General features: G+C 34.3%; 25 protein-coding genes. 10 read left to right on the top strand and 15 right to left on the bottom strand.

What is annotated here, in order from left to right:
- Nucleotides 1-414 carry a hypothetical protein gene (locus ACZZ9T_RS04315; protein ID WP_463441066.1) on the top strand — a complete coding sequence of 138 codons (414 nt, stop codon included), beginning with the start codon at nucleotides 1-3 and terminating at the stop codon, nucleotides 412-414.
- A gap of 50 nt (nucleotides 415-464) precedes the next feature.
- On the opposite strand, the gene ACZZ9T_RS04310 is transcribed toward ACZZ9T_RS04315, so the two are convergent.
- Nucleotides 465-899, bottom strand: a complete 435-nt coding sequence (locus tag ACZZ9T_RS04310) for an META domain-containing protein (RefSeq protein ID WP_463441065.1) — start codon at nucleotides 897-899, stop codon at nucleotides 465-467.
- Nucleotides 900-985: 86 nt separating this feature from the next.
- Here ACZZ9T_RS04310 and ACZZ9T_RS04305 point away from each other — a divergent pair, with 86 nt between their 5' ends.
- Nucleotides 986-3,187: a S46 family peptidase gene (locus ACZZ9T_RS04305; RefSeq protein ID WP_463441064.1), complete on the top strand. Its 2,202-nt coding sequence runs from the start codon at nucleotides 986-988 to the stop codon at nucleotides 3,185-3,187.
- A 121-nt stretch (nucleotides 3,188-3,308) separates the two neighbouring features.
- On the opposite strand, the gene ACZZ9T_RS04300 is transcribed toward ACZZ9T_RS04305, so the two are convergent.
- The 4 genes from ACZZ9T_RS04300 to ACZZ9T_RS04285 form a co-directional block, all read right to left on the bottom strand.
- On the bottom strand, nucleotides 3,309-3,947 hold the full coding sequence (locus ACZZ9T_RS04300) for a response regulator (protein WP_463441063.1): 639 nt from the start codon (nucleotides 3,945-3,947) through the stop codon (nucleotides 3,309-3,311).
- Nucleotides 3,937-5,223, bottom strand: coding sequence for a sensor histidine kinase (locus ACZZ9T_RS04295; protein WP_463441062.1), 1,287 nt, complete (start codon nucleotides 5,221-5,223; stop codon nucleotides 3,937-3,939). The genes ACZZ9T_RS04300 and ACZZ9T_RS04295 overlap by 11 nt, the downstream gene beginning before the upstream one ends.
- A 31-nt stretch (nucleotides 5,224-5,254) precedes the next feature.
- Nucleotides 5,255-6,595, bottom strand: a complete 1,341-nt coding sequence (locus ACZZ9T_RS04290; protein WP_463441061.1) for a sensor histidine kinase — start codon at nucleotides 6,593-6,595, stop codon at nucleotides 5,255-5,257.
- Between the two features lie 251 nt (nucleotides 6,596-6,846).
- Nucleotides 6,847-8,382 carry a YifB family Mg chelatase-like AAA ATPase gene (locus ACZZ9T_RS04285; RefSeq protein ID WP_463441060.1) on the bottom strand — a complete coding sequence of 512 codons (1,536 nt, stop codon included), beginning with the start codon at nucleotides 8,380-8,382 and terminating at the stop codon, nucleotides 6,847-6,849.
- Nucleotides 8,383-8,638: 256 nt separating this feature from the next.
- On the opposite strand from ACZZ9T_RS04285, the gene ACZZ9T_RS04280 reads away from it, so the two are divergent.
- On the top strand, nucleotides 8,639-9,340 hold the full coding sequence (locus ACZZ9T_RS04280; protein ID WP_463441059.1) for a 3'-5' exonuclease: 702 nt from the start codon (nucleotides 8,639-8,641) through the stop codon (nucleotides 9,338-9,340).
- A gap of 3 nt (nucleotides 9,341-9,343) precedes the next feature.
- Entirely contained in the window at nucleotides 9,344-9,670 is a 327-nt protein-coding gene (locus ACZZ9T_RS04275; RefSeq protein WP_267608192.1) for an SUF system Fe-S cluster assembly protein, read from the top strand.
- 220 nt (nucleotides 9,671-9,890) lie between these two features.
- Here ACZZ9T_RS04275 and ACZZ9T_RS04270 read toward each other — a convergent pair whose 3' ends face one another.
- From ACZZ9T_RS04270 to ACZZ9T_RS04260, 3 genes are all read right to left on the bottom strand, one after another.
- Nucleotides 9,891-10,724 (bottom strand): sulfurtransferase, encoded by an 834-nt coding sequence (locus ACZZ9T_RS04270; protein WP_463441058.1) that lies wholly within the window; start codon nucleotides 10,722-10,724, stop codon nucleotides 9,891-9,893.
- A 63-nt stretch (nucleotides 10,725-10,787) separates the two neighbouring features.
- The gene (locus ACZZ9T_RS04265) at nucleotides 10,788-11,189 is read right to left on the bottom strand and encodes an OsmC family protein (RefSeq protein WP_463441057.1); all 402 of its coding nucleotides are present in this window, start codon (nucleotides 11,187-11,189) and stop codon (nucleotides 10,788-10,790) included.
- 31 nt (nucleotides 11,190-11,220) lie between these two features.
- Complete coding sequence (locus ACZZ9T_RS04260; protein ID WP_463441056.1) at nucleotides 11,221-12,069, bottom strand: hydroxymethylglutaryl-CoA lyase; 849 nt, start codon at nucleotides 12,067-12,069, stop codon at nucleotides 11,221-11,223.
- A gap of 187 nt (nucleotides 12,070-12,256) precedes the next feature.
- Between ACZZ9T_RS04260 and pepT the strand changes: the two genes are divergently transcribed.
- The gene (gene pepT / locus ACZZ9T_RS04255) at nucleotides 12,257-13,504 is read left to right on the top strand and encodes a peptidase T (protein WP_463430144.1); all 1,248 of its coding nucleotides are present in this window, start codon (nucleotides 12,257-12,259) and stop codon (nucleotides 13,502-13,504) included.
- Nucleotides 13,505-13,509: 5 nt separating this feature from the next.
- On the opposite strand, the gene ACZZ9T_RS04250 is transcribed toward pepT, so the two are convergent.
- The 3 genes from ACZZ9T_RS04250 to ACZZ9T_RS04240 all read right to left on the bottom strand — a co-directional run bounded on the left by ACZZ9T_RS04250 (nucleotide 13,510) and on the right by ACZZ9T_RS04240 (nucleotide 15,683).
- The gene (locus ACZZ9T_RS04250) at nucleotides 13,510-13,968 is read right to left on the bottom strand and encodes a hypothetical protein (protein WP_463441055.1); all 459 of its coding nucleotides are present in this window, start codon (nucleotides 13,966-13,968) and stop codon (nucleotides 13,510-13,512) included.
- A 71-nt stretch (nucleotides 13,969-14,039) separates the two neighbouring features.
- Nucleotides 14,040-15,104: a thiamine-phosphate kinase gene (thiL, locus tag ACZZ9T_RS04245; protein WP_463441054.1), complete on the bottom strand. Its 1,065-nt coding sequence runs from the start codon at nucleotides 15,102-15,104 to the stop codon at nucleotides 14,040-14,042.
- An 84-nt stretch (nucleotides 15,105-15,188) separates the two neighbouring features.
- Nucleotides 15,189-15,683 carry an acyl-CoA thioesterase gene (locus ACZZ9T_RS04240; RefSeq protein WP_463441053.1) on the bottom strand — a complete coding sequence of 165 codons (495 nt, stop codon included), beginning with the start codon at nucleotides 15,681-15,683 and terminating at the stop codon, nucleotides 15,189-15,191.
- 167 nt (nucleotides 15,684-15,850) lie between these two features.
- On the opposite strand from ACZZ9T_RS04240, the gene ACZZ9T_RS04235 reads away from it, so the two are divergent.
- The 4 genes from ACZZ9T_RS04235 to ACZZ9T_RS04220 are packed head-to-tail and all read left to right on the top strand — an operon-like array spanning nucleotide 15,851 to nucleotide 19,036.
- Nucleotides 15,851-17,053 carry a BaiN/RdsA family NAD(P)/FAD-dependent oxidoreductase gene (locus ACZZ9T_RS04235; RefSeq protein ID WP_463441052.1) on the top strand — a complete coding sequence of 401 codons (1,203 nt, stop codon included), beginning with the start codon at nucleotides 15,851-15,853 and terminating at the stop codon, nucleotides 17,051-17,053.
- Nucleotides 17,054-17,066: 13 nt separating this feature from the next.
- Nucleotides 17,067-17,480: an energy transducer TonB gene (locus tag ACZZ9T_RS04230; protein WP_463441051.1), complete on the top strand. Its 414-nt coding sequence runs from the start codon at nucleotides 17,067-17,069 to the stop codon at nucleotides 17,478-17,480.
- Nucleotides 17,481-18,119 (top strand): DUF2306 domain-containing protein, encoded by a 639-nt coding sequence (locus ACZZ9T_RS04225; RefSeq protein WP_463441050.1) that lies wholly within the window; start codon nucleotides 17,481-17,483, stop codon nucleotides 18,117-18,119.
- The gene (locus ACZZ9T_RS04220) at nucleotides 18,116-19,036 is read left to right on the top strand and encodes a YARHG domain-containing protein (RefSeq protein ID WP_463441049.1); all 921 of its coding nucleotides are present in this window, start codon (nucleotides 18,116-18,118) and stop codon (nucleotides 19,034-19,036) included. The genes ACZZ9T_RS04225 and ACZZ9T_RS04220 overlap by 4 nt, the downstream gene beginning before the upstream one ends.
- Here ACZZ9T_RS04220 and ACZZ9T_RS04215 read toward each other — a convergent pair whose 3' ends face one another.
- The 3 genes from ACZZ9T_RS04215 to ACZZ9T_RS04205 form a co-directional block, all read right to left on the bottom strand.
- Entirely contained in the window at nucleotides 19,037-19,432 is a 396-nt protein-coding gene (locus ACZZ9T_RS04215; protein ID WP_463441048.1) for a ribosomal maturation YjgA family protein, read from the bottom strand. It abuts the gene before it with no gap.
- 90 nt (nucleotides 19,433-19,522) lie between these two features.
- Entirely contained in the window at nucleotides 19,523-20,173 is a 651-nt protein-coding gene (locus tag ACZZ9T_RS04210; RefSeq protein WP_463441047.1) for a thioredoxin family protein, read from the bottom strand.
- A gap of 2 nt (nucleotides 20,174-20,175) precedes the next feature.
- Complete coding sequence (locus ACZZ9T_RS04205; RefSeq protein ID WP_463441046.1) at nucleotides 20,176-20,673, bottom strand: TlpA family protein disulfide reductase; 498 nt, start codon at nucleotides 20,671-20,673, stop codon at nucleotides 20,176-20,178.
- A gap of 243 nt (nucleotides 20,674-20,916) precedes the next feature.
- Here ACZZ9T_RS04205 and ACZZ9T_RS04200 point away from each other — a divergent pair, with 243 nt between their 5' ends.
- A complete protein-coding gene (locus ACZZ9T_RS04200) occupies nucleotides 20,917-21,369 on the top strand; it encodes an energy transducer TonB (protein ID WP_463441045.1) in 453 nt (150 codons plus the stop codon).
- Between the two features lie 22 nt (nucleotides 21,370-21,391).
- On the opposite strand, the gene mutS is transcribed toward ACZZ9T_RS04200, so the two are convergent.
- On the bottom strand, nucleotides 21,392-23,980 hold the full coding sequence (mutS, locus tag ACZZ9T_RS04195; RefSeq protein WP_463442980.1) for a DNA mismatch repair protein MutS: 2,589 nt from the start codon (nucleotides 23,978-23,980) through the stop codon (nucleotides 21,392-21,394).
- Nucleotides 23,981-24,091 lie beyond the last annotated feature (111 nt).

Genomic DNA, 24,091 nt, shown 5'->3' with positions numbered 1-24,091 from the left:
ATGAAATCATTATACATCATCCCATTTTTGCTTTTAAGCGTAACATTTTATGCACAGGAAAGAAAATCAACAGAACTTCAGGATCAGGAACTGGTTTTGAAAGAAGCAAAAGCATTTGAACAAAAGATGCATGAACAAAACAAAGTTTATTCTTTAAAAAAAGATCAGAATACAACTTTAGCTTCTGAACAAGGTCTCGAAGTAAAAGCGAAAACTGAAAAAATTCAAAGCCAAAGCAATAATCAGGGAAAACTACTGCCAAATACTGCCAGTTTTGAAGAAGTTTTAGCTTCGATTCCTAACAGACAAAATAATCGCAAGGCAAGTATTTCGCCTAATCATTCAATTATAGTTCAGGGTTTGCACAACACGGCAACTTTAGAAGAAATAAAAAAAACGATTCCGAAAAACTAAATCAATAACCACTTTTTTATGGAAGTCTACATCAGTGTAGACTTCTTTTTTTAATCCCAATCTGCGGCGATGAACTTCATTTCATTTCCTTTATCATCAGAAAGCGTCATTCGATGACCTTCAATTGTATATTTTGTCATATTTCCAAATTTCTTCAAAAAAGCATCTTCAAGATTCATATTTTGACAAGCCATTTCTGTACTTGCAAGATTTGAAATTTTCAGTTTTCTATTATTTTTAAATTCTGAAGAGAAAAAAATTCTGTTGCATCCCATTGTTGCGGTTCCTTTCACAAGATTACCTTTTTTTTCTCCGGTTAAATTAATTCCGGCCTTCTTCTCTGTCAAATCTTGTTTGATAAACTGATCGAAAGAAACCAACATCCATTCCCTCTGATAGTGAGGATTACTCAACTTTGCAGCAGAACAATTTAAAACCAAACTTAAAATGAAAAAAGCAGAAAGAAATGATAAAATGTTTTTCATAACACTCTCTCACCCATTTCCATACCATTTAAGGATAGATTAAAGGAAAATTTAGTAAATTAGCCCCACAAAAATTATTTTAAAAAATGAAAAGAATATTTTTATTATTCACTTTTCTTTTAGGTTTTGCTCAAATGAGAGCAGATGAAGGAATGTGGCTGTTGATGCTTATCAAAAGACTTAATGGTGTCGATATGCAAAAAGAAGGTCTTCACCTTACTCCTGAAGAGATTTATTCTGTAAACAATTCTAGTCTGAAAGATGCAATTGTAAGCTTTGGAGGGTTTTGTACAGGAGAAATTGTATCAGACAAAGGTTTGATTTTCACCAATCACCACTGTGGTTACGGTGCCGTTGCTGCCGCATCTACTCCATCAAAGGATTACCTGAAAGACGGTTTCTGGGCGATGAAAGAAAAAGATGAATTCAACTCTAAAGATCTTTACGTAAGATTTTTGGTGAGAATGGATGATGCTACGCAAAGAATCAATTCTAAATTAAACAACAGCATGAGCGCAGCCGACAGAAAAGCTGTAATTGATGCTGAAACAAAAGCAATTCAGACAGAAAATTCTGAAAACGGAAAATATACCGTTGTAGTGAGAGATTTCTTTAACGGAAATGAATTTTATTACTTCGTTTATCAGGATTATAAAGACATCAGACTGGTAGGTGCACCACCATCTTCAATCGGAAAGTACGGTGGAGATACAGATAACTGGGAGTGGCCAAGACACACAGGAGACTTTACGGTTTTCAGAGTGTATGCTGATGCAGCTGGTAATCCTTCAGAATTTAAGCCAACCAATGTTCCTTTGAAACCTAAACACTTTTTACCGGTTTCTCTTAAAGGAATTAAGCCTGGTGATTTCTCAATGATTTTGGGTTACCCTGGAAGAACAAACCGTTACCTTACTTCTTACGGAATCAATCAAATGGTTTCTAAAGACTATCCGGCTTGGGTAGAAACTTCTAAAATGGCGATGGATGTCATGAAGAAGTATATGGATAAAGATAAAGCAACCCAATTAGGTTATGCTTCACAATACGCTTCTGTAGCAAACTACTGGAAAAACAGACAAGGAACAATAGATGCCGTTGAAAAAAACGGAACAATTTCCGAAAAACAAAACCTCGAAAAGACTTTCATACAGTGGGCTGCACAGCCAGGTAATGAAATGTATGACGGTGTTGTAGACCAAATTGCTACCTATTACAAGCAGGTTTCAGACAGAAACGTAGAAAGAAACTACGCATCTCTTTTAACCAGAAATGCGAAATATATTGCTCTTGCTTTTCAGATGGCACCTACATTAGATGCATATGCAAAACAAGATATGGCAGGGAGATTAGCGATGAAACCAAAAGTGGAAGCCGCTATCAAAGATGCTTACGACAACATCAATACTGATCTGGAAGGTGAAATGCTTAATTCTTTGGTCAATCTTTATAAAACCAGAGTAAAAGAAGATGTAGCTTCTCCTACCATTATGGCTTTGGATGCAAACACATTGTCGAATATTGCATTTTCTTCAGTATTTGCAAACAAAACATCCGTAACCAATTTTGTTTTGAATCCGGATCGTTTGAAACTTGATGCAGACCCTCTTTTGAAAATTGCCAGAGGAATTGCTGCAGATCAGAAAGCATCTAATGACAGATTTGTTTTAATTGATGATAATTTTGCAAAAAACAACCGTCTTTTCTTAGCTGGTTTGATGAAAGCAATGCCTGAGAAAAAATTCTACCCGGATGCAAACTCTACGATGAGATTAACATACGGACAGATTGATACTTTGCCAATCAGAACAGACAGAAACTATTTTGGTGTAACAGAAAACTACTACACAACCATGGAAGGTTTGGTAGGTAAATACAAAGCAGGTGACGAAGAGTTTGATCTTCCACAAAGAGTAATTGCTCTTCAGAATGCTAAAGATTACGGTCAATATGCTGATAAAGCAGGTTACCTTCCGGTAAACTTCCTTTCAAACAATGATATTACAGGAGGTAACTCTGGTTCTCCGGTAATTGATGGAGACGGAAACCTAATCGGTATCGCATTCGACGGAAACAGCGAAGCATTAAGTGGTGACATTGTTTTTGAAGATAAATGGCAGAAAACCATCAGTGTAGATATTCGTTTTGTTCTTTGGACAATCGATAAATACGCAGGTGCAAGAAGAATTGTAGATGAATTGAAATTGGTAAGAGACGAGAATACTCCAGCTGATACAGGCGCATCTAAAATAAAAACTGCAGCTCCTGCAAAAAAGAAAAAGAAATAATTTTTTCTAAATGATATTTAAAAAACCGTGGAATTAAATTTCACGGTTTTTTTTAGCTCTTATCCTTCATGAGTATTCAGATCATAGAAAATGCTGACTAAAAAGTAATTCACAGAAAATTTTACTTTTTGTGATCCAGATACTTTTTTATTGCTTCACCCCGGTTTCTTACCTGCAATTTTTCATAAATGCTTTGTGCAATTTTTTTAATGGCATCAATCGATAAAAATAATTTGCCTGCAATTTCCTTATTTAAAAGTCCGTTTGAGATATGATTTAAAACTTCCAATTCGCGAGGATTAAGGGTATTGATTTCCGAAGTGCTATTTCTGTCATCCTCAGTCTTGAAATAAGCAATTATTTTTTTTGCGATAGAAGACGTTATCGGTGCTCCTCCATCTTGAATCAGCAGAATTTTTTCGGTTATTTTTTCTAAAGAATCTTTTTTCAGCAAATATCCATCTGCTCCTGCTTTTAGTGAGTTGAAGACATTTTCGTCATCTTCCAAAACGGTTAAAATAATCAATTTGGTTTCGGGATAATCTCTTTTTATAACAGAAACTGCTTCTACACCAGACATTCCGGGAAGATTGAGATCCATCAAAACAATTTCCGGAAGAATATAGGGGAAATCTCTGATCAAAGATTCTGCATTAGAAAACATTCCTACAATATCAAATTCTTCGCTTTCAAGAAGCAGTAATTTTAATGATTGATAAAAGAGGTTATTGTCTTCTACAAAGGCAATCTTAATTTTCATCTTTTTTATTATTTGTGTTAATGATTAATTGAAAAGTGGTTCCGGAATCGCTGCTTTGTGCCAAAACAATTTGTGCATCCATCAATTCTGCCGCTTTTTTGGCCTTTAATAATCCTATCCCGGTTCCTTGTATGTTTTCTATGCTATTAATTCTTATATAAGGTTTGAAAATATTTTCACGATACGTCTCATTAATTCCGATGCCGTTATCGGTGAAGCTAATCGTCAAATTATCTTTGTAGATAATATAATTTATTTTTAATGACTTAACCCTGTTTTTGTTATAATAATAAGCGTTTTCTGCAACAATAATGACAATTTTGCTTAGTAATGTTGCATCTATTTTCAGATTAATTTCCTGGTTGTCAACAGTATACTCAAAATCTAATTTATTTTTTTTGAAATTTTCTAAACTTTTAGTTATAATTTGCGTCACATTATGCCTGTTTTTTTGTGGTATGGTGAGTATTATTTTATTATAATCGAACATATTATTGATAAATTTTTCTTCCTCTTCAATATTTTTTTTAATTACAGAGAAATAGGGTTTCAATTCGTCGTAAGATTTATTTTCATGAATTCCTTGTTCTATTTTCCCAATAAAAGTGTTGAAAACATGAATGGGAGATTTCAAAAAATGGCTGGAAGCTTCAGTAAAAAGGAAGTAATCGGCAGATTGGTTTTTCAACTTAATTTTTGCGTCTTTCAAAGTTTTATTAAGTTTTATCAATCTTTTCATTTTAAGATGCATGTAATATGCATACATAAAAAGAAGCCCCACAATAAAATTGATATGAACAGTTAAAACAATAATGGTGGTTTTTCTGTGATTTTCGTCCTGATAAAAACGAGGCAGATATTGGTTTAAAGAAGTGTTTTCGATCATTAACAATGAAAAAGATAATAAATTGATGAGTAATAAATATTTGAGCTCTTTGGTATTAAAAACAATCGCAGAACCAATAATCACAGGAATGTAGTAATAGGAAAGATAAGGGTGGGAAAAATAACAGGATGTCACAAAAATAATCACATTATAATAGATGAAAATAAATACTTTGGAGAGCAAATATTTTCTTTTATGATTAAGATAATATACCAGTAACGGGACAGGCATTAATACTAAAGAATAAACCGCACTATTGTAAACCCCCATAAACATGTAAAGAAATGTCGCAATACATTGATTCACAAGATAGCTGAAATTAAGAATATTAAAGAAAATAATCTTCACATTGGTTTCCTCAGAATTCTCCTTGTGAAAACCAATGTACATTAATCTTGCTATTTTAATTAAAAAATAATATTTAATGTATCTCATTTTCATCGGTCAAATCTAATTTAAAAATGGAACCTTTTTCTTTACTGCTGTAATACAAATCCAACGTTGCATTCATTTTAAAAGCAGCAAGTTTTGAAATCGTTAATCCCAATCCACTTCCTGCAGAAGTTTCGATTTCGTTAATTCTGTTGAAAGGATCGAATATTTTTTGTACATAATCCTTACTGATTCCGATGCCATTATCTTTAAAAAAAACAGATAAAATATTATGCTCTCTTTTAGCATAAATTTTTATTTCCGGAACTTCGGAAATATTGTATTTCAAAGCATTATCTACCATATTCTGAATGATAATTTCTAAAAGCAAAGGATTAGAAATTATTATTTTTTCTTCAACCTGATTTACAATATGAGCTTCTTTATATTTTATTTTATAGATTTTGCAACATTTTTCAATAAACTGACCGAGGCTGATAACTTCTAAGCTGTTGACAATATTATAAATGGATAAATAAGAAATCAGATCGTTAGAATATTTTTCATTGAGTTGATTGCTTTCTTTTATGAGATTAAAATAATAGTCGTTCTGTTGTCCTTTTTTATCCCTTACGTTGCTTTCAATTTTATTTAAAAAACTATTAATAATGAACAAAGGGGTTTTAAGTGAATGAGTGGCCGCCAAACCAAAAGTCTGCAACTCATTATTATGTACCTTAAGAGTTTTTTTCACGAAAAAAAGCCTTGTCTTTAATTTTTTTAAATTTTGTTCCTGAATTTCTACAATGAAGACAATTAAAAACACAAGCCAGAGAAGAAAAATACTCATCGTTAAAAGAAAAATTATATTCAGCAATTCTTTTCTTTCAGGAGAAAGAATATTAAAACTCACCGAAAATAAATGCTCCGGATAAAGTGCCTGAATAAAAAACAACGAGACAAGCTGCACAATAAAAAAGATCATATAATATCCCTCTTTCGCAGAAAATACAAACAGACATGCAATAATCGGTATGGTGTAATAATGCGTTAAAGTAATAGGATAGCCGTGAAAAGTGCCGCAAAGAAATAGATAAGTAATGATACCCTGTAAGCCAAAAACTTTTGTTAAAAGAAAATATCCTTTTTTTAAGAAATGTTTATTGATAAAATAAACAGAAAAAACAATACCGTTTAAAAAAACCATCCAGTAAAAACCATTAATCAAATAGATTACGGTGACAAGTAATGTTAAAAAATATACCGAAATAGAAATCGCATTCAGAATTTGAATTTTATTTTTCTCTGCAACATTCTTATGCTGAAGCGTTCCGTTATTAATAATACGGAGAAGATGTATTTTATTGAAAAACGGAATCATTTGTGACATTAACAACAGAATAAATTAAAGTTAAGGAATATTTAGTAACAGTCTAGCTTTAAATTAAAAAAAAACGGGGAACAAATATGTTCCCTGCTAACACAAAATGATGAAAAAAAAGTTATTCACTTTTTATATATCAAAGATGAAGTTTTTAAATGAAGGAAGATTTACACTTTAGGATAAATTGAAATGCACCTTAGGATAAACTTTGAATATTGAATCTCTAAGAAATGAATTATGTTAAGGAATAATTAAAATTAAACATTCCAAAACTCCCGATCCAGACTTCTGTACTGTATCGCTTCAGAAATATGATGCGACAGAATATTTTCAGACTCTTCCAAATCTGCAATTGTTCTTGCCACTTTTAGAATTCTGTCATACGCTCTAGCAGAAAGATTCAGTTTTTCCATTGCCATTTTGATGAGGTTAAATGAAGCATCATCTAATTCACAAAACTTTTCCAATTCTTGCGAACCAATTTGAGCATTATAACTGATCGACAGATCTTTATATCGTTCATTCTGAATCTCACGGGCAATCAAAACACGTTTTCTGATGTCTTCGCTTTTTTCGCCTTTTCTTTTTTCAGCCAATTGCTCAAACTCAACTTTCTGTACTTCCACATGAATATCAATTCGGTCTAAAAGCGGACCCGAAAGTTTATTCATATATCGTTGCATTTCAAAAACCGATGAAGTATTATTAGGATCATCAGGAAAATATCCACTCGGACTTGGGTTCATTGATGCAACCAGCATAAAACTCGAAGGATAGTTTACCGTAAATCTTGCTCTCGAAATGGTAACTTCACGATCTTCCAAAGGCTGTCGCATTACTTCAAGAACGGTTCTTTTAAATTCCGGCATTTCGTCTAAAAATAAAACTCCGTTGTGAGCCAGAGAAATCTCACCCGGTTGAGGATAACTCCCACCGCCAACTAGAGCAACATCCGAAATGGTATGATGCGGAGATCTAAAAGGCCGAACCGTCATCAGAGAAGTTTCAGTTCCCATTTTTCCGGCAACAGAATGTATTTTTGTGGTTTCTAAAGCTTCCTTTAAAGTAAGTGGCGGCAAAATACTCGGAACACGTTTTGCCAGCATGGTTTTTCCACTTCCCGGAGGTCCGATAAGAATGATGTTATGTCCGCCTGCTGCGGCAACCTCCATTGCTCGTTTTGCAGTTTCCTGACCCTTCACTTCAGAAAAATCAAACGGAAAACTATTGATCTTATCCTGAAATTCTTTTCGGGTGTCTAAAACTACTTTCTCAAGCGGTTTTCCTTCATTAAAAAAATCAATGACTTCTTTAATATTTTCAACCCCGTAAACATCGAGATTATTCACAATCGCAGCTTCTCTGGTATTTTGTTTAGGAAGAATAATTCCTTTAAAACCTTCTTCACGAGCCTGAATGGCAATTGGCAAAACTCCTTTAATGGGTTGTAAACTTCCGTCCAGAGACAATTCACCCATGATGATATACTCCTGAATATTATCTGCTACAATTTGGTCTGAAGCCACCAAAATTCCCATTGCAATACTCAGATCATAAGCAGCACCTTCTTTCCGAAGATCCGCAGGAGCCATATTGATTGTGATTTTCTTTCCGGGAATTTTAAAGCCTACATTTTTCAGAGCGGCAGAAATTCGGTAACTGCTTTCTTTAATTGCATTATCCGGGAGACCTACAAGATGATAGCCAACACCGCCGGTGTCTATATTGACTTCGATCGTAATTGTTTGTGCAGAAACGCCGAAAATTGCGCTTCCGTAAATTTTAATCAACATTATGTCGTGTTTTGAGTAAAATTATAAATTTTTCACTTATTTTTCACAAATTAACTATTAATTTTTATTTGTAAATTCTATTTTTGTTTACATCAAATCATTTTTATGAACAAATTAAAAAATGAAGATCAGTTATAGAACGAGAAATGCCGATTGCGATTTGGAAATAGATTTTAAATGAAAACTTTATAGTTCTAAAAACCTATGAAGTTACAGATAGCAATCGAAAATTTAAATTTGTAAAACAGACACAAAAATGATACAAAACATTCCATTAGAAAAAGTCTTATTCCTTGATATTGAAACAGTTCCAAACTCCGGTTCGTGGGAAGAATTACCTGAAACAGAACAGAAACTTTGGGATAAAAAAACAAAATTCCAACGGAAAGATGAGATTTCACCAGAAGACTTTTATGAAAGAGCAGGAATCATGGCAGAATTTGGCAAAATCATCTGTATCTCAATTGGAATGCTCGAAAAAAATGAAACGCTAAGAATTAAAAGTTTTTCCGGTGATCATGAGAAAAAATTACTGCAGGAATTTGGTGAACTTTTTAATAGCCCAAGGCTTCGTGATGTCATTCTTTGTGCTCACAACGGAAAAGAATTTGATTTTCCATGGATTGCGAGACGCTTTCTGATAAACGGGATGCAGCCGCCTTCTCCTTTTCAAATGTTTGGTAAAAAACCGTGGGAAATTCCGCATCTTGACACGATGGAACTTTGGAAATTCGGAGATTATAAAAGCTTTATTTCACTTGAGCTTTTAGCCCATGTTTTCGGAATTCCCACTCCGAAAGACGACATCGACGGATCAATGGTTTCATCAATTTACTACATAGAAAAAGACTTGCAACGAATAGTTGACTATTGTGAAAAAGATGTCTTAACTTTGGCAAACATTTTCCGGCGTATGCGTCAGGAGGATTTATTGCAGAGAAATATCAATTTAGATTAACAAATGAACTTTACAGACGATCAGATTGCCGACATCGGTGAAGAAATTATAAGAGTACTAAAAACAGTTTACGACCCGGAAATTCCGGTGGATATTTACGAGTTGGGATTGATTTACGATGTTCAGATTTCGGAAGAAGCCGATGTGAAAATCATCATGACCTTAACGAGTCCTAACTGTCCCGTTGCGGAAAGTCTTCCGCAAGAGGTAAAGGATAAAGTGAAAGAAGTAGAAAATGTGAAAGAAGTAGATTTGGAGCTCACTTTCGAACCCACCTGGAACAAAGATATGATGAGTGAAGAGGCAAAATTTGAGCTGGGAATGCTTTAATAAAGAAAGGAAGATGGTTGCTGGAAGTTTTTGACAAAACTATCTTTTTCAAAATATAATAACAATAGAAAACCTGGGAAATTTCCCGGGTTTTTGCATTTTAATTTTCATTCAAAAAAACCTATATGCTTACTTACTAATTAATAGATTATGATAAATGCACTTCTCGTAAATTATGGCTAGTCACAACTTCCAGCTTCATTCTCCCAGATTCAAAACTTTATTCTGTAATAATTTCCCTTCCTTCTCTTCTGCTCCATTCACTCCAAGAACCCACGTATAGATTCGGGATTTCAAAACCGGCATAGGCTAAAGCTAAAACTGTATGGCAAGCCGTGACTCCGGAGCCACAATGAATGATTAGTTTTTCTGGTTTACTCTCTAGTAATTGTACATATTTCTGCTTTAAAATTTCAGGTTTCAGGAAATATCCGTTTTCGTCTAAATTTTCTGAAAAAGGAATATTAATTGCTCCGGGAATATGTCCGGCAATTAAATCTATTGGTTCAGATTCACCTTTAAATCGATACGAATCTCTTACATCGATCACTGTCGCAGAATGGCTTATCAATTCATCTTCAACATCTTCCAAGGTTGATATGGGAAGAAGCCAATCTTTTCTTTTGATGATTTCAGCTTTCTCAAAAGTTTCTTCGCCAGATGAGAATTCCAAACTCTGTTTTTCAGCTTCCTGAAATCCTCCATCCAAGACCTGAACGTTTTTTAAGCCGAAAGCTTTCAACATCCACCAAGCTCTTGCTGCAGCATTCACTCCGTTTTTATCATCATAAATTACTATTTGAGAATGTTCTGAAATTCCCAAGCGAGAAACCGTTTCAGCAAATTTTTCAACGTTTGGAAGCGGATGTCTTCCACCAAAAGCGGCATCGTCAACAATTTCTGCCAAATCTGTATCCAAATCTATGAATCTTGCCTCTTTGATGTGTTTTTGAAGATAAATTTCATGTATATCTTTTCCGGTTCGTGCATCAAGAATAATGAGATGTTTCTTTGAAATATTTTTAAATGCTGCAGGTGAAATGATTGGAGACATGTTGAGTTGATTTAAATTAAAAGAAATCAGCAACAAAAAACCGCAGAAATCTCTGCGGTGAATTTATTGATAAATGAAAATCATGGTCTGTACCAATTCCGGGTGAAGACTTCTCGCTACCGGGCAATTGTGAGCTGTTTCTTCAATGAAAGCTTTTTCTTTATCTGAATAGCTGTCTGAAAAAACAAAATTACATACGATTTCGCCAATTCTTCTCGGCTCCGTTTTCATAATTTTTTGAAGGGTACAATATGCTCCGTCAATATTAATATTTTTGTCTTTGCCTAAAATAGCAACAGTTGTAAGTACACATTCTGCCAGAGAAGTTGCACAAAGATCGGTTGGTGAAAACTTTTCTCCTTTCCCGTGATTGTCTGTTGGCGCATCACTTTCGATGATGGTTCCTGACTGTAAATGTTCTGCTGAACATCTGAGTCCGCCGATGTATGTTATTTTTGATGTCATAAAATTTTGAATAAATAAAAGAGACAATGTCTCAAAAATGAAAAATATCCTTCGCTCTGTTGTAAGAACTTTCAAAATTTAACAAGTTCAATTTATGTTCTGCTTTTTCTACACTCATAAAATTGATCACCTGTTCAGTTGGCATATTTCCTACAAGATCGTCTTTTGCCATCGGGCAACCGCCAATTCCTTTGATGGCAGAATCAAATCTTCTGCAGCCTTTATCGTAAGCAGATTTTAATTTTGAATAAGAATCTTCATATCGGTTATGAAAATGTGCTCCGAAATCAATATTCGGATATTTTGAAGGTATTTTCTCAAATAGAACAGAAATCGTTTCCGTTGTTGCAACTCCCGTAGTATCAGAAAGTAAGATATTTTTAATTCCGATTTCAGAAAAACGGTTTGCCCAGAAATCTACATCTTCCCATTTCCACATTTCACCATAAGGATTCCCAAATGCCATGGAGAAATAAAGATTCAATTCTTTGCCTTCACTTTCTGTAAGCTCCAGCATCTTAACCACATCATCAAAAGCCTCTTCCTGATTTTTATTGGTATTTCTGTGCTGAAAAGTTTCAGAAATAGAAAAAGGAAACCCTAAAATATCCACAGACTGATGCGCCAATGCTTTTTCAGCTCCTCTGTAATTTCCGATAATAGCAGAAACCTTGGTGTTGGATAAAGATTTGTCGATATTTTCGGCAACCTCAGCAGAATCGGCCATTTGCGGAATTGCTTTCGGCGAAACAAAACTCAGACAATCTAAGACATCAAACCCTACTTCCATTAATGAGTTGATATAATCGATTTTTTTGGCAGTGGGAATAAATTCTCCCCAACCCTGCATGGCATCTCTGGGACATTCTGTAAGAAACATGTTCACTTTTGATTTTCTCAAATATAATAAAACTAAAACAATTCGATCTTTGCAATAAACAAAGCTAAGATTCTTTTGATAACCAATAATTTATAATTGATTCATAATTTCGATCCGTTATATTCGATTACAAAAAACCTATTCTCAGTATCAAATTTGCTAACTTTGTTAAAATTTTATACATCTAATGAGTACAATTGAATTCAACCAAATGTGGAGAGAAAAATTACTGAACCGTTTTCTCAGCTATGTAAAAATATATTCAACCAGTGATGCAGAAAGCGAAACTACACCCTCTACAGAAAGACAGTGGGATATTGCGAAATACATCGTAGAAGAGCTGAAAACAATTGGTCTGGAAGACGTTTCTATTGACGATCACGGTTACATTATGGCTTATGTTCCTTCCAATCTGGAAAATGACAGTCAGCCAACCATTGGATTTATATCCCATTATGACACTTCACCGGATTTTAGTGGTGAAAACGTAAAACCACAAGTTTGGGAAGATTATCAGGGCGAAGATTTACTTTTAAATAAAGAAAGCAACTTCACACTCTCTCCTTCAAAATTTGAAAGTTTAAAGATGTATATCGGTCAGACTTTAATTACGACAGACGGAAACACTCTTTTGGGAGCCGATGATAAAGCGGGTTGTGCAGAAATTGTAACGGCTGCAGAATACTTAATTGCTCATCCTGAAATCAAGCACGGAAGAATGGCAATTGGCTTCACTCCAGACGAAGAAATCGGAAGAGGTGCACACAAATTTGATGTGGCTAAATTCGGAGCTGAATTCGCTTACACAATGGACGGAAGTGAAGTTGGAGAATTGGAATATGAAAACTTCAACGCTGCAGGAGCTGTCGTAAAAATCCACGGATTGAGTGTACACCCAGGTTATGCTTTCGGAAAAATGGTGAATGCAAGTCTTTTGGCGGCAGAATTCATTCAGTCACTTCCTGCAAATGAAACCCCTTCTACTACCAAAGGTTTTGACGGGTTTTATCATTTGATGGATGTTACTTCTGATGTTTCAGAATGCAAGCTTCAATACATCATTCGTGATCATGACGAAGAGAAATTTGAGGCAAGAAAAAAATTCATGGAGCAAAAAGTGATAGAATTCAACCAAAAATATGGTGAAGGAACGGCTGAAGTTGAAATTAAAGAACAATACCGCAATATGAAACAGCAGTTTGAAGGCAAAATGCACATTGTTGACCTTGCTGCAAAAGCCATGAAAGAAGCAGGAATTGAACCTAAAATAAAAGCGATCAGAGGCGGAACAGACGGAGCGCAATTATCTTATATGGGATTACCTTGTCCGAATATTTTCGCCGGCGGAATGAACTTCCACGGACCTTATGAATATGTTGCTTTGGAAAGTATGGAGAAAGCAGTGGAGGTGATTGTGAATATTGTAAAAGCGTAAGAGTTTTAAAATATAAATTGAAATCCAGCTCGTTTTTTTGAGCTGGATTTCAATTTATCTGAAACTTTTAATTTTTTATAGCAATTTTCTCCTTCATGATAGCCAAAACAAAGGCTAACATTCCCATTAATTTCTTCAAAATTTGTAGTATAAGCCATATCAATATCGTTAATATCACCTGGGTAAGTAATTAAATCTTTATCTAAATTAAAATAGAAATCCTCAAACTTAATTGAATTACCATCTAATCTATATGTAGATTCATAATCTAAGAGCTTCTTTTTCTTTTTATCATAAATCATCCTTTTATATTTGCCATCTTTTCTAATTATTATTGTATCAAAAGTATTTTTATATGATACAGGAGAATATTTGCCATAAACTTCATTTTGGTCAATTCCTTGACAAGAAATAAAGAATAAGAAAAGAATATAAATCAACAACTTCATCCAACGAATTTTCATTTGCAAATTAATTATTTAAATCAAAAAACCACTACAAAATGCAGTGGTTTCACAATATATAAAATTAAAATTTAATCATTCTGTTGATTTCCTAAAAAAGCATCCCAACCCTGCGCTGTCAAAGCAACCAATTGATTAGAACCTCTCGCCACCATAAAGTTTCCTTCTTCTTTTTCAACAGCATGGCCAATAATCGTAAAATCTGGGTGATTTCTCATTTTCTCAAAATCATTTGGCGAAATCGTGAACAGCAATTCATAGTCTTCACCCCCGCTTAAAGCCGTCATCACAGGATTTAAATTCAAATCATCTGCAGTTGTAATCGTCAGATTATCCATCGGGATTTTCTCTTCGTACAATCTGAAACCTACTTTCGACTGGTCTGAAAGATGCAGAATTTCCGAAGCCAAACCGTCTGAAATATCAATCATCGATGTCGGTTTGATATCTAATTGTTCCAAAATTCCTTTCACATCGGTTCTTGCTTCAGGTTTTAATTGCCTTTCCAAAATATAGTCGAAACCTTCCATTTCAGGCTGCATATTCGGATCTGCGAGGAAAACAGCATGCTCTCTTTCCAGAATCTGAAGTCCCATATAAGCACCTCCTAAATCTCCGCTTACCACAAGCAAATCGTTTGGTTTTGCAGTGCTTCTTATGACGATATTTTCTTCATCTTCAATTCCTACTGCCGTAATACTCATGACCAATCCTGCGTTGGAACTCGTAGTATCTCCGCCAATCAAATCAACTTTATATCTTCCGCAAGCCGCCTGAATTCCTGAATATAATTCTTCCAGAGCTTCTACCGGAAAACGGTTGGATACCGCCAAAGAAACTAAAATCTGGGTTGGTGTTGCATTCATTGCCGCAATATCACTTAAATTCACCACAACCGCTTTGTATCCTAAATGTTTCAACGGAACATATCCTAAGTTGAAATGAACTCCCTCTGCCAAAACATCAGTTGTTAAAACTACTTTTTTATTCCCTGGATTGATAACGGCTGCATCATCTCCTACTCCAACTTCCGAAGATTCGTTAGTCAGAGGAAAATGTTCTGTCAAATGTTTTATTAAGCCAAATTCTCCTAATTTGGAAATGGGTGTTAATTCCGGTTCTTTATCTTCAAACATAAATTTTTATATAATTGATGGTTAATAATTGATAAAATGATGACAAAAAAATTAATCATCATTGATCAATTATCATTTATTTATTTATTTATTAAAAATCGCCGGATCAATATTTTCAGGACGGAAAGGAAGTTTTTTAAAATCTTCTCTCGTCATCAATACCGTTTCGGCAGTTTTGTATTTATTCATTGCTTCGATCACGTCATCGGGCGGAGTGGTCATTTTTCTCAGCATGGTATCAATCCAGACACCGGTAGCTTCTGAGGTAGCACAATGAGAACCATCAGGAAGATAAAACTTGTGAACAAAACGATAAATTGCAGCATCTTCTGCACAACCGTCAATTTCAAGACTTACAATCACGATTTGATCGGCAAATATTTCTTTAAAGAAAGAAAATCTTTCATGCATAATGACTGGACCAATTCCCCAACGGCTCATCTGTGTAACTCCCATTTTTTCTTTTTTCATGAAAGCCATTCGGGTTTGCGCACAATACTGTACGTAAGAAGAGTTGGCAAGATGTTTATTGGCGTCTAAGTCGCTCCAGCGTACTTCAAATTTATGGTAGAAAATCATTTTTAATAATAGTTTTAATTTGAACTTTTTAAGACCAAAACATTTAAACAATTAGTTATTTTTTAGCTTTAAAATTCAAAATTATAATCCTCAAAATTACTCAAATAAGATGGTTTATAAAAATTGTAGTTTTGTAAAAATAATCTTCAGTATAAGATTACCAATTTATGAAGCAAATTATCATTATCGGAGGTGGCGCAGCAGGGTTTTTCTGTGCAGCAAATCTTGACGAAAAGAAATATAGAATTACAATTTTAGAACAAAATTCTGACGTACTTCAGAAAGTGAAAATTTCAGGAGGCGGAAGATGTAATGTTTCTCATGCTTGTTTTGATCCAAAAGAATTGGTTCAGTTTTACCCTCGTGGACACAAGGAATTATTGAGTGTTTTTACCAAATTTCAACCTGGTGATATGATGGACTGGCTTGAAAAACGAAAAGTTTCGTTGAAGATCGAAAATGACAACAGAGTTTTTCCGGAAAGCAACTCTTCACAAACCATTATCAATACTTTTCAGAATGAAATCCAGCAGAAAAATATTGAAGTAAAAACGAAATGTTCTGTGAAAGAAATTATTAAAAAAAATGATCAATACCTCGTTTCAACAAGTTTAGGGGATTTTTCAGCTGATTATATTATCTATACCACAGGAAGTTCGCCGAAATCTTTAAAGATGATTGAAAATTTGGGACATAAAATCATTGAATTAGTTCCGTCGCTGTTTACATTTAATATTAAAGATGATTTGCTGAAAGATTTAGCCGGAACAAGTTTTGAAATGGCAGAAACATCAATTCCAACATTAAAAACTGAAGAAACCGGACCGTTGCTGATTACCCATTGGGGACTTTCCGGACCTGCGATTTTGAAAATTTCGGCTTGGGAGGCAATTAATCTGGCACAGATAAAATACAATTTTGAGGTTCAGATAAATTTTATTTCTAAAGATATTGATGATGCAGAAGCATTATTTCAGAATTTTAAAATCTCAAATCCTAAGAAATTAATCGGATCATCGAAAATTTTCGAAGTGACGAATCGTTTTTGGCAGAGAATATTGGAAGTATCAAAAGTTGATTTAAATAAACAAATTGCGAATATTTCCGGAAGAGAAATGCAGACGATTTTAGAAAATTTGTGCAAAAAGAAATTTAACGTAACTGGAAAATCAACTTTTAAAGATGAATTTGTGACTGCAGGTGGCGTCGATTTAAAGGAAATTAATTTTAAAAATATGTCTTCGAAAGTGCTGCCAAATTTTTATATTGCAGGAGAAGTTCTGAATATTGATGCCGTGACGGGTGGTTTTAATTTTCAGGCTTGCTGGAGTGAGGCCTGGTTGATTGCGCAGGATTTAAATAATTTATAAATAAAACTATATCATGAAAAAATTACTTGTTTTTGCACTACTGATTATCTCTGTAAAAACTTTTTCACAGGAAAAGACTTCTCCAAATCAGGAAAATGTAAGCGAAGATGCCAAGATTTATGAAGATGTCGCTGATAAAGCAGAATATCCCGGAGGTTTAGATGCATTTAGGAGAAATTTTGCTCAAACTTTTAATTCAGGTAATATTAATGGAAGAGGGAAGATAAAATCTGAAGCTGTTTTTGTAATAGATCAAACCGGATATATCACGGACATTAATATTATGGGAGATAATAAATCTATGAATAAGGAAATGAGACGAGCAATAAAAGCCATGTCTAAAACTAAATGGGCATCCGCAAAGATAGATGGACTGCCTGTCAAATCCAGGTTCAGATTTCCTCTTATAATTAATATCGGAAACTAATTGCTTTCAGCCAAAAGAAATATTTCAACTTTTATTAAAATCCTTTTAATCATTGGCTTCGGATATTTCTTTTGGCTCATGCTCAAAATCACTTTAGAATATATTCCTTTCGACACCAACGTCAGCTTTTTAATGATTAAACAGACTGAAGTTGCTGAAAGACCGGAATATCTGTGGTTTTTCTATACCCATATTTATACGAGTATTTTTGTCTTACTTACAGGATTTTTAGCCATTTTAAGAAAAGATTTCGGCTTAAAAAACTTTCATAAAAACGCTGGAAAAATTTATATTTTTCTGATTCTGCTTTTTGCTGCTCCATCAGGAATTTACATGGGAATTTTTGCGAATGGTGGATTTTTATCTAAACTTTCCTTTGTGATTTTAGGCTGTTTTTGGTGGCTCACAACTTTTAAGGCATATCAATTAGTGCGGCAAAAAAAATTCAAAGAACACAAACAATGGATGTGGCGAAGTTTTGCGCTCACAATTTCTGCCATCACTTTGAGAATATGGAAGGTAATTATTGTATATTTATTTCACCCAAACCCGATGGATATTTATCAGATTATTGCTTGGTTGGGTTGGATTCCAAACATCCTTTTAATTGAATATCTAATCACAAAAAAATACATATGAAAATTTTAAAATTGACTCTCACCTCGCTGCTTCTCTTTGCTCTTGCTAGCTGTAAAAAAGAGTCAACCGTATCTGCAACTTCTAAGGATTCTGTAGTTGCCAAGAAAGATTCTGTGGTTGCCCCTGAAATTTTCAAAGAATATTATGGAATTTATACCGGAGAATTTTCGGGGAAAGAAATGATGCACGACACCGAAATAGATGAAGACTATGAAGGAATCAACATCAAAAGACTTTCTTTAAAAATAAACAAAATCACGAAAGACAGCGTTTACGGACAAAGCATCGTGAACGGAAATCAACGACCTTTCAGAGGAATTTTTAATGAAAGTTCTCAATCATTCATTCTTGATGAGCCGGGAAATGATAAAACGGACGGAAGATTTGAAATTAAATTAAAAAGCGACAGCATCATCGGAAAATGGACTGCTTTTAATAAATCTGCGGTAAAAGCTGCTACCAAAAATTTAAAGCTGATTAAAAAGGAATTCGTCTACAATCCGAATTTTATGCTCGATGAAAATTCCGATTTGATTGACTGGGAAAATCCGAGAGATTTTAAAGAAAAATATACAGACGAAGAAACCGGAAAAACAGAAACGTATACTTCATCTAAAAATAGAATTGCATCTGATGCAGTCTTCAAAATCAATGCATCAAAGCAAAAACTGAGCGAAAAAGACCTAAAAAATCTACGAAAACTGGATATGGAAATCATTAAAAATTCAGTTTTTGCAAGACATGGCTATTCTTTCAAAAAACAAACCTACAGAAACTTTTTTGAGCAGACCGATTGGTATATTCCGGTTTCAAATAATGTTGACAGTGAGCTTTCTGCGATGGAAAAGGAAAATGTGGCTTTGCTAAACCGGTTTATTAAGTATGCTGAAGATAAATATGACTCGTTCGGCAGATAATTATACAGATTGTCTGTTGATTGAATTAAATTTTATTTTCACAAAAAGATACAGCAGCAAACATCCTGCTCCATAGCATAAAATATCAATCCAAGAAAATGAATTTCCAATCACGATATACATTAGGCTTCCAGGTTGGAAGCCTAACTTTTCTGCAATATTGAAGAATTGGGCAACTTCTATTAAACAGGAAAATGCAAATATTGCCAGAATAAGTTTTATATCATTTACCATCAGAAAACTTTTGAAGAAAGTGAAAAGCAGCATCACGACAATAACATCACCCAGATAGGCTCTGATAAAGAATTGATCTTTTAAAACAGTCGCTATTAAAACTTCAATACAAAAAATAACCACTGTTAAGAGAAAATATTTCAGGCTAAACTTGAATTTCATCATCATTAATTTTGGCTAAAGCCCTGGAATTTAGATTAAAAAAGAGCGGACTAAAGTCCGCACAATATCTCAATTTTAATTATAATAAAACTATTTTTTCACTTTAATAGAACAACCAATTGCAACTGTTTTTGTAGTTTTTATGGGTTCATTTTTTATCAAAGAGTTAACAGCATCTTTCACATAATGTTCTGTTACTTCATCGGCATTTTCGTAATTGTTATCAATTGCGCCTATGTATTTTACAATATTTTTACCACCTTCTTTCTGCAAAACAAAGACATGAGGCGTTTTTGTTGCCCCATATTGAGGATAAATCTTCTGGCCTTCGTCTAACAGATAAGGAAACGTAAAACCTTTTTCTTTTGCTCTTGTCATCATTTCGTTAAAGCCATCTTGAGGCTGTACTTTGGGATCGTTTGGATTGATTGCAATTACAGGAAAGCCGAGATCTTTAAACGTGTTGTCGAGTTTTATAATTCTGTCCTCATAGCTTTTGGCATAAGGACAATGGTTACACGTAAAAATTACGATAAAACCTTTTGCCTGAACAAAATCTTTCAAAGAAACCATCTTGCCATCGACGTTTTTCAGTTTAAAATCTGTCGCAGCATCTCCTACTTTATAACCTTTAACTTCTGTGGAGCTTTTGGATTCTTGCTGAGGTTTATTCTGAGCATTTATATGTATCAGACTCAAACCAAGCACAAGCGCAGTGAATATTATTTTAAAATTTTTCATCGTTATAGATATTTATTGATTGTATTTTCAAGTTCATCTTTGCTCATTTCTCCGTTGTTGAAATGTACTTTTTCCCCGTTTTTATAAAAAATAGTTACCGGTATATTGCCTTCCCAACTTTCATCAAACTTCGGAATCCATGTATTCATTCTTTTAATATCATCCAGCAAAATCACTTCAGCTTTCAGTTTTTTGTTCTTAATAAACTGAATCACTTTTTCTTTATCTTTCGCACGATCTAAGGAAACTAAAAGCATTTTAAATTTAGAATTATCTTTAAACTTTTCATTGACCTTCATAAAATCGGGCAACTCTTTTACGCACGGAGCGCAAGTTGTTGACCAAAAATTCAAAACCAGAAAAACATCTTTTTCTTCCTGAATTTTCTTCTCAAGCACTTCATAATTGACCGTTGGGACGTCTTTTATGATGATTTCCTCCTGCGAAAAATAAAAAGAGACACTGAAAATCAATGTCATTAAACTCAAAATTTTCTTCATATTCAAAAATAGTAAAAGCATTTTGTAAATCAGCGAGATACGATCCGTTAAACTTTGTTAATTAATGTATTTAGATTAAAGATAAATGCATTTTTTGCTGAAATTATCAGAAACAAAATAAGATTGTATTATAAATTCCTCTGCGATCCAGTTTGATTAATTGGTATTAAGTTTGCTGCCATGAAATAGTTAAAATATACGTCTGATAGTAGTTTAAAATCAGTATTACCAAAACAAAATATAATGAATAAAGCAATTATTCTGTTCGGTTTACTTTTCGGAGCCATTATGTCTGCTCAGGAAGCCGTAAACAAGAATGCAATTGAAAACAATATCACACAAATCCCCAATTACAATGAGTTGGTTAAGAAAAAAATCAACTTAAAAGATGTTGTTACGACCGCAGATACTCCGCCAGAATTTCCAGGAGGATTCAATGCTTTCAAGCAAAAATATTTTGACGGTATGCCTACGATTAATTTAAAACACCAGCAAAAATTAGACACACGGATTTACTTTGTTGTTGAAAAAGATGGCTATGTAAGAAATATTGCAGCCATCGGAAGCGACAAAAAGCATGTAGAAGCAGCAGAATTAGGTGTTAAAAGAATTTTTATCCGTTGGAAACCAGCCATAAAAAATGGTAAACCTGTACGTTATCTTTACACATTTCCATTGTCTGCAAGAAAATATTAAGGAAGGCTTTTTATAATAGAATTTACTTACCGATCATTTTTTTAATCGAATTCAACTTCATTAATGCTTCAATCGGGGTTAACGTATTGATGTCGATTTTCGTCAGCTCTTCCCTGATATTTTCCAAAACAGGATCGTCCAGCTGGAAGAAAGAAAGTTGCATATTTTCTTCAGTTACTCTCTTAATATTTTCAGACGAACCATTTTGAGAACGGCTCGCTTCTAATGTTTTCAAAATCTCATTGGCTCTGTTGACCACTTTCGATGGCATTCCGGCTAATTTTGCAACATGAATACCAAAGCTGTGCTCACTACCGCCAGAAATCAATTTTCTTAGAAAGATAATATTCCCTTTATTCTCCTGAATCGACACATGGAAATTCTTTATCCGTTCAAAATTTACCGTCATCTCATTCAATTCGTGATAATGCGTTGCAAATAGAGTTTTTGCCTGAGTAGAATGCTGATGAAGATATTCTGCAATCGCCCAGGCTATGGAAACACCATCATAAGTAGAAGTACCGCGACCAATTTCGTCTAACAAAATCAAACTTCGGTCAGAAATATTATTTAAAATATAAGCGGCCTCGTTCATCTCCACCATAAAAGTAGATTCTCCGGCAGAGATATTATCACTCGCTCCCACTCTCGTAAAAATTTTATCCAAAACACCGATCTCAGCATATTTTGCAGGAACAAAACTGCCAATTTGCGCCATTAAACAGACAATTGCTGTCTGACGAAGAATTGCAGATTTACCCGCCATGTTGGGACCCGTCACCATAATAATCTGTTGAGAATCTTTATCTAAAAAGATGTCATTCGGGATATATTTTTCGCCTAAAGGAAGAGCATTTTCGATGATCGGATGCCTCGCTTCTTTCAAATCTATAGAGAAACCGTCATTTAAAACCGGCTTTGTATAACTTTCAGAAACTGCCAGTTCAGATAAACCAACCGCAACATCGAGCTGTGCAATGATATTTGAATTCTCCTGAATCATGTCCATATAAATCATCGTGTCCGAACAAACTTTCCGGTACAGTTGATTTTCCAAAACGCTGATTTTTTCTTCAGCACCCAGAATCTGACTTTCATATTCTTTCAGTTCTTCTGTGATGTACCGTTCTGCGTTTACAAGCGTTTGCTTTCTGATCCAATCGCTCGGAACTTTATCTTTATGGGTGTTTCTTACTTCAATGAAATAACCGAAAACATTATTAAAATCAATTTTAAGGCTGGTAATTCCGGTGCGCTCTACTTCACGTTGACACATCTCATCCAGAAAACCACGACCTTTATTTTGCAGACCTCTCAGATGATCAAGCTCTTCTGAGATGTTTTGTTTGATTACGTTTCCTTTGGCGAGATTGACCGGAAGTTCTTCATTCAAATGATTTTCAAGCAACTGAATTAAATCATCTAAAGAATTTAATGGCTCCAGCCATGCTAAAACATCTGCATGAGAATGAAGCAATCCTTTAATTTTCTGAATATTAATCAAACTTTGACGCAGATAACCCATTTCTTTGGGTGAAATTTTTTCTGCTGCCAATTTTCCCATCAACCGGTCTAAATCTGAAATAGATCTCAGAAGTTGTGAAATTTCATATTTGAGTTGATCATTTTCGTTTAAAAAATCAATTAAAGAAAGTCTTCTGCCGATTTCTTCAACAGATTTTAATGGAAGTATAATTCTTCTTCTCAGCAATCTTCCGCCCATTGGTGTGGCCGTTTTATCGATAATATCTAAAAGGGATTTACCTTTCGGATTACTTGGATAAACGATTTCCAGATTTCTCAGTGTAAAATGATCCATCATCAGATACTCTTCCTGCGGAATAATCTGAATTTTGGTGATGTGCGCCAATAATTTGTGATGCGTATCTTCTACCAGATAAGCGAAAATAGCTCCCGCTGCGGTAATTGCTAAAGGTAAAGTCTCAACCCCAAAACCTTTTAACGAATTGGTTCTGAATTGATTCGTCAATTTTTCGTAAGCAAAATTATATTGGTAAGCCCAGTCTTCCAATTTGAAAACATTTCTGTTTTTCAATTGATCCGGAATCTGCACACTTCTCTGATAAATAATTTCACTCGGATCAAACGTATTGATGATATGTAAAATTTTATCTAAATTTCCTTCACTCACCAAAAATTCTCCGGTAGACACATCCACCATCGCAATTCCGTATTTTTCTTTTTCCTTGTGAAGCGAGAGCAGAAAATTGTTCTTTTTTGAAGTTAAAACCTGATCATTGAACGTAACTCCGGGAGTAACCAATTCTGTAACGCCACGTTTTACAATTCCTTTCACGGTTTTCGGGTCTTCCAGCTGATCACAAATCGCAACACGAATTCCGGCTCTCACCAGTTTTGGCAAATAAGAATCTACAGAATGATGCGGAAAACCAGCCAGTTCGATGTGGCCGTCTCCGTTGGCTCTTTTCGTCAGAACAATTCCTAATATCTGGGAAGTTCTCACAGCATCCTGACCAAAGGTTTCGTAGAAATCTCCCACTCTGAAAAGTAAAAGCGCATCAGGATATTTCGCCTTGATGGTGTTGTACTGAGTCATTAACGGGGTTTCTTTCTTCGTCGCCTTTGCCATTAAAAATTGTCTTAAAATTGGGTTGGTAAAAATAGGAAATAAAAAAGAAGGAGGGAAATGATACTTTTTCATTTTTCTCCACAGATTTCGCAGATTAACACAGATTTTTTG

This window comes from Chryseobacterium sp. AC417, from assembly GCF_979258215.1.
The sequence above is the reverse complement of the archived record's forward strand: the minus strand, read 5'-3'. Positions and strand labels throughout refer to the sequence as shown.

Coding starts and splice junctions, on each gene's coding strand:
- ACZZ9T_RS04235 (WP_463441052.1), top strand. CDS start 15,851: ATGAAGCAAATTATCATTATCGGAGGTGGCGCAGCAGGGTTTTTCTGT.
- ACZZ9T_RS04280 (WP_463441059.1), top strand. CDS start 8,639: ATGATACAAAACATTCCATTAGAAAAAGTCTTATTCCTTGATATTGAA.
- ACZZ9T_RS04230 (WP_463441051.1), top strand. CDS start 17,067: ATGAAAAAATTACTTGTTTTTGCACTACTGATTATCTCTGTAAAAACT.
- ACZZ9T_RS04295 (WP_463441062.1), bottom strand. CDS start 5,223: ATGTACATTGGTTTTCACAAGGAGAATTCTGAGGAAACCAATGTGAAG.
- ACZZ9T_RS04315 (WP_463441066.1), top strand. CDS start 1: ATGAAATCATTATACATCATCCCATTTTTGCTTTTAAGCGTAACATTT.
- ACZZ9T_RS04305 (WP_463441064.1), top strand. CDS start 986: ATGAAAAGAATATTTTTATTATTCACTTTTCTTTTAGGTTTTGCTCAA.
- ACZZ9T_RS04275 (WP_267608192.1), top strand. CDS start 9,344: ATGAACTTTACAGACGATCAGATTGCCGACATCGGTGAAGAAATTATA.
- ACZZ9T_RS04200 (WP_463441045.1), top strand. CDS start 20,917: ATGAATAAAGCAATTATTCTGTTCGGTTTACTTTTCGGAGCCATTATG.
- ACZZ9T_RS04270 (WP_463441058.1), bottom strand. CDS start 10,724: ATGTCTCCAATCATTTCACCTGCAGCATTTAAAAATATTTCAAAGAAA.
- ACZZ9T_RS04300 (WP_463441063.1), bottom strand. CDS start 3,947: ATGAAAATTAAGATTGCCTTTGTAGAAGACAATAACCTCTTTTATCAA.
- ACZZ9T_RS04310 (WP_463441065.1), bottom strand. CDS start 899: ATGAAAAACATTTTATCATTTCTTTCTGCTTTTTTCATTTTAAGTTTG.
- ACZZ9T_RS04250 (WP_463441055.1), bottom strand. CDS start 13,968: ATGAAAATTCGTTGGATGAAGTTGTTGATTTATATTCTTTTCTTATTC.
- ACZZ9T_RS04265 (WP_463441057.1), bottom strand. CDS start 11,189: ATGACATCAAAAATAACATACATCGGCGGACTCAGATGTTCAGCAGAA.
- mutS (WP_463442980.1), bottom strand. CDS start 23,980: ATGGCAAAGGCGACGAAGAAAGAAACCCCGTTAATGACTCAGTACAAC.
- ACZZ9T_RS04215 (WP_463441048.1), bottom strand. CDS start 19,432: ATGAAATTCAAGTTTAGCCTGAAATATTTTCTCTTAACAGTGGTTATT.
- thiL (WP_463441054.1), bottom strand. CDS start 15,104: ATGTTTGAAGATAAAGAACCGGAATTAACACCCATTTCCAAATTAGGA.
- ACZZ9T_RS04220 (WP_463441049.1), top strand. CDS start 18,116: ATGAAAATTTTAAAATTGACTCTCACCTCGCTGCTTCTCTTTGCTCTT.
- ACZZ9T_RS04240 (WP_463441053.1), bottom strand. CDS start 15,683: ATGATTTTCTACCATAAATTTGAAGTACGCTGGAGCGACTTAGACGCC.
- ACZZ9T_RS04290 (WP_463441061.1), bottom strand. CDS start 6,595: ATGTCACAAATGATTCCGTTTTTCAATAAAATACATCTTCTCCGTATT.
- pepT (WP_463430144.1), top strand. CDS start 12,257: ATGAGTACAATTGAATTCAACCAAATGTGGAGAGAAAAATTACTGAAC.
- ACZZ9T_RS04260 (WP_463441056.1), bottom strand. CDS start 12,069: ATGTTTCTTACAGAATGTCCCAGAGATGCCATGCAGGGTTGGGGAGAA.
- ACZZ9T_RS04285 (WP_463441060.1), bottom strand. CDS start 8,382: ATGTTGATTAAAATTTACGGAAGCGCAATTTTCGGCGTTTCTGCACAA.
- ACZZ9T_RS04205 (WP_463441046.1), bottom strand. CDS start 20,673: ATGAAGAAAATTTTGAGTTTAATGACATTGATTTTCAGTGTCTCTTTT.
- ACZZ9T_RS04210 (WP_463441047.1), bottom strand. CDS start 20,173: ATGAAAAATTTTAAAATAATATTCACTGCGCTTGTGCTTGGTTTGAGT.